Annotated in this window: 1 protein-coding gene and 1 pseudogene; both read right to left on the bottom strand. The window is 67.7% G+C overall.

Annotated features, from left to right (window positions below; genetic code table 11):
* Positions 1-3,549: pseudogene (locus JCM9942_RS10970) on the bottom strand (LamG-like jellyroll fold domain-containing protein); the annotation flags it as partial.
* Between the two features lie 87 nt (positions 3,550-3,636).
* Positions 3,637-4,716 (bottom strand): pectate lyase, encoded by a 1,080-nt coding sequence (pelA, locus tag JCM9942_RS10965; protein ID WP_089153166.1) that lies wholly within the window; start codon positions 4,714-4,716, stop codon positions 3,637-3,639.
* Positions 4,717-4,815 lie beyond the last annotated feature (99 nt).

Here is a 4,815-nt window from a genome sequence, read left to right as displayed (position 1 = left end):
GCATCGCGCACCACGGGCCACGCCGGGGACGGTGGCGACATGGCCCAGGCTGTGCACGGTCAGATGCAGCGTGTCGCCTTCGATGCGCAGATCGCCGCGGCCGATGCCCAGATCGGCACGCCCGCTGACCGGGGTGCCGGCCTGGATCCGTTCGAACTCGAAACGCTGGGTCTTGCCCGGCACGAATTCCAGTGGCGTGGCCATGCTCTTTTCGAAATCGATCTCACGCAGCTGCACCCGCCCGTCGATGCGGCCGTCGCCATCGGCATCGATGCCGCTGCGCACCTGCCAGCGGCCGGCGGCCACGTTCCAGCCGGTCATCTGCACCGCCTGCTTGCGGCCGCTGAGGTTGTAGGCGGTGACGCTGAAGCGCTCGGGCGAGGGCGCGTCCACCAGCAGCGCGACCTGCTCGGCGGCGGCAGCGTCGGCAAAGCTCCAGCTCACCGTGTGCCCCGGCCAGCTCTGGTTGCGCTTCAGCGCGATACCGCCCAGCCGCGCGCGCTGCAGGAACTCGCTAGGCGCCTCGACCCGGTCACTCCACCAGTGGCCTTCGGTGTTCATGTATTCGCGCTGCGCCTTGGCCTGGATGCCCTCGGCGTGCAGCTGCTCCAGGTACCGGGTGTCGCCGGTGAGCTGCCAGGCGGTCACGCTGGCGAAGCCGCCGCCACCGTTGTCGGCCTCGGTGATCAGCTGCTTGCCCCAGTCCTGTTCGCGGCCCAGCACCTGCACGAGGTTCTCGCCCAGGTTGGACAGCGCGCCGGGGCCACCACGCTGCACGCGGTAGTCCAGCCCCTGCAGATATCTGTCGTCACCACTCCAGCGCCACGCGGCCCAGAACGTGTGCATCACATCGCCACTGCCCGAGCCCTGGTTCAACTCGCCGCCACGGGTCTGCCCGGTCGCCCAGTTGATTTCATTGGGCAAGGTGAAGCGGCCCTTGTCGTCGGTGTAGGCGTGCGCCAGCCAGCTGTCGGCCAGGCCGGTGACCAGCTTGCGACCGGTCGGATCGGCGTTGTACTCGCCGATCAGGAAGGCCGGATGCAACGCCGGGAACGAGTACGGCTTCTGCCACTGCCAGTTCGGCTCGCGGTAGACCTTGTTGCCGCCGAACCAGTTGCTGGAAAACAGCAGGTGGCCCTGCGGATTGGGCAGAATGATGCGCTCGTCGAAGGCCTTGACCGTTTCCATCAGCCGTTCGACGGTCAGCGGATCGCCCCAGTTGAGGTAGAGCATCGCGCTGTTGGCGTTGATGCCTTCCTCGTAGGAATGTAGCTCGTCGGTCTCGATCGTGCTCAGGCCGTTGGCGAACATGCCGTTGCGGTAGATCGCATCGGACAGCGCGGTCAGCGAGGCGTTGAGCTTGTCCGGCTGCACGCCCATCAAGCCAGTCCCGGCCACTGCTGCACCAGGTCCGAATCATCGGACAGGCCACCGCCGAAATCGCCATAGGCGACCTGGCGGTTCTCGATCCACCAGTCGATGAAACGGCGCACGTACTTGAGGTCTTCGGTCTGCCGGAACGCCCACAGCGGCACGCCCTTGGGCGCGGCCGGCTGCGCGAACGGCGGCTTGCCCTGGCTGTTGTAGCTGATGTAGTTCCAGTACAGGCGGCCCAGTTCGTGGTCCGGATCCACCCGCAGCAGGTCGCTCAGATCCGCATAGACGCGCGCGTACAGGCGCTGGCGCTTGGAGGTGGTGTGCTCCTCGACCAGGAAACCCCAGTTGTCGCGTACCTGGTTGAAGCGGTCGGCCACGTGTTCACCGAGCGCCTGCTTGCGGTCCTTGAATACAAGGCGTACTTCGCCACCATCCAGTGATGCGGCATTGAAGCCCGGTGCCGCCGAGGCCACCGAGATCCACAGGCTGTCGGCGGTGAGGATGCGGTCACGCAGGTCCAGCCACAGCGTGCGCTTCTGCCCGGGTTTGACCGAGACCGATACGTCGATCATGTCGCGCGCCGGCCAGATCGGGTCCTTGATGCGGATGTTCAGCGGGATCAGTCCGTCGTGCGTGGCCGGCAGGTCCAGCGCCGGAATGTCGATGGCCACCCCGTCCAGGCCGTCATGCATGTTCTCCCAGCTGTGCGCCCAGCTGCGGATCAGCGGCTGCGCGGCCGGTGCATCACCCACGCCGGAGGGAATCAGCACATGCACGATCGGCAGCGGATCGGCCGGCAAGGTGCCGGCGCCGCGCTTGCGTGCCCCGGCCCCCTTGGGCAGCGCCATCACCCGTGCTGCGTTCGGCCTGTGGATAACGGCCGTCGATATACGCCCGCAGCGCGGCGATGTTGGTGTAATCGGGCAGCACGCTGCTGTCGATCAGGTAGCGCTGCTTGACCGTGCCTGCCGGCTCGGCGGCGTCGCTGACGTGGTAGCCCCAGATCTCCTGGATCGGCGTTTCCTGCTCGGTGTTGCGGAAGTGCAGCTGACCGCCGCGCTGCGCGGCGAAGCTGTCGACACTGCGCACCACGCCCTGCGGCCGGGTGAACAGCGTTCCGGCGGTGCCAGCCAGGGTGCCGAATGCGGCGCCGCGGATCTCCACCCGGTTGATGGTTTCACCGTCGGGCACGGTCAGGTCCAGCTGCTGGCCGCCCTCGACATAGGTGTTCCAGTCCGGCAGCTGGAAATAGTCGTCACGCCCGGCCAACCGCGAGCGGTTGTAGACGCCCGGCCAGGTGGTCTCGGCGATACCGTCGGTGCCTTTCCACATCCACTGTTTGAGGTCCTTGACGTCGGCAAACTCGACCTTGCGGATCGTCGTGGTCGACGCGGCAAGCGCCGGTGGCGGCGCGCCTTCCCAGCCGTGACGATGCCACCAGCTGCGCTGAGAGGGCGCGACGGTGGGCGCCACAGGCGGTTCGGCATGGCGGGCGAGGGCGGCCACCGCCTCGCCATCGAGCAGGCGGTCGTAGACGCGGATCTCGTCGAAGTCGCTGCCACGCAGGAAGTTGTAGCGGCTCTGCACCTGGTAGGGCGCCATCACCCGCCCGGCCAGGCCGAGCTGGTCCAGCGCCGCATCGTAGTCGCCGGTGGTCTGCGCGCGTGCCACTTCCTTGCCATCGACAAAAAGTTTGACGCCGTGGTCTTCATCCCAGCCGAAAGCGATGTGCTGCCACTGCTGTGGCGACGGGTTTTTATCCAGCTTGAACGAGACGCGGGTGCGCGCCAGGTTGGCGTCGGTGACGAAAGCATCGAAGCCGTGGCCGTTCCAGTCGATGCGCAGCCAGGCCATGTCCCAGCTGCTGTGGTCGGCATAGCCGACGCGGAAGATCACGAACGGCGCCTCGCCCACGGCATAACGCGAACGCCAGAAGAACGACAGCGTGCCGCGCTGGGCGTGGATGTTGCCCGGCGCATTCCACGACAGCACGCCATCATCGGCCCACTCGATCGCGCTGCCCCGCGCGCCGTCGGCGACGATCTTCACCTTGTCCTGGAAGTTGGGGGTGGCATCGCCCGCGGCGCGATCGGCGACAAACCCCTCATCGGCGGACACCTGGAACAGCAACTGGGCCGGTGCCGCCCATGCCGTGGGCGCCTGCAGCAGCATGCCCAGCGCGCAGGCCAGAAGGGAGGGACGCAAACAAGTCTTCGGGTTCATCAGCTCACTCTTTCCACACATGTTTCTTCACTGCCGTCACTGCACCGCGGGTGCCGGGGCGCCGTGCGGCGACACGCCCCAGCGCGCACGCCATGCCGGCCATTCGCTGCGCAGCAGTTTCTCCGGCCACACTCCATACCACGCATAGCCGACACGGCGCTCGTTGGGAATGGCCGCGAACTGCGCAACCTGCACGCCGTCACGATTGACGAACATCGGCTGCTGGTGCTGCAGGTCGTAGAACCGCGCCCACAGCGATGCGCCGGGCCGTTGCACGATCCGCACATCGCGTCCACTTTCCTGTTCGGGCGCGTCGACCCTCTCCAGCGCCACATCCGGCAGCCGGTGCGCCTGCAACCAGCGTACGCCCGCCTCCACCGCGGCCACCTGTGCCGGTGAGGGATCGCGCTGGCGCATCAGCAACCGCAGCACACCGACCGATTCGGCCACCGCCAGCGACGGCAGCTCGTAGGACCGCGCTTTGGCCGGCAGCAGCGTGACCTCGTCGTACTGCGCCGCCCAGAGGGTCGGCAGACCCTCGATGCGCACCTGGGTGGCCAGCACGCAGTCCAGCCCACGTGCCAGCGCGGCCTGTGCGGCGGAGCCGAACTCCGGCGCCAGCAGTGCCGCCTCATCGCGTGACTCGACGATGTCCTGCAGCAGCTCGAGCACCCGGGTCATGGCATCGTCGTTGAAGGTGATCTGGTGGCGGTAGAACGAACGGTCCGGGTAGTACTGCGGCCAGCCGCCGTTGGGATACTGCGCGGCCAGCAGATAGCTCACCCCGCGCCGCGCGGCCTGCAGATAGGCCGGGTTGCCGGTACGAGCATGGGCCTGCAGCAGATAGCGGATCTCCGACGTGGTGGCCTTGTTGTCGAGCGTGGCATCGTCCTTGCGCCCGGGCGCGCGCAGCGCGTCACGTTCGACCGCGCTGAGCGGGCGACGGTAGTCCACCGCCTTGCCGCGGTAGTGCTTGGACCAGCCGCCGGAGGCGGTCTGCAGCAGCAGCATGGTCTCGGCCTGCGGATCGGTGGGGGCGGCCGCGTGCACGGTCGCGGCCGGTGTCAGCAGTGTCGCCAGCAGCAAAGCGCGTAGGAATCGAAGCACTGCATTCATCGGATAGGTCTCCAGTCGCCCGGGATCCGCGCACGGGAGGCGCCGCCGGCGTGCGCCTCCGTCAGGGTGCGCAACCAGGGCACCCGCCCACGGCGGTCA

Source organism: Stenotrophomonas pictorum JCM 9942 (genome assembly GCF_001310775.1).
Lineage (GTDB): Bacteria > Pseudomonadota > Gammaproteobacteria > Xanthomonadales > Xanthomonadaceae > Stenotrophomonas > Stenotrophomonas pictorum.
Note: the sequence above shows the minus strand (reverse complement) of the source record. Positions and strands in the feature narration are given on the sequence as shown.

Coding starts and splice junctions, on each gene's coding strand:
- pelA (WP_089153166.1), bottom strand. CDS start 4,716: ATGAATGCAGTGCTTCGATTCCTACGCGCTTTGCTGCTGGCGACACTG.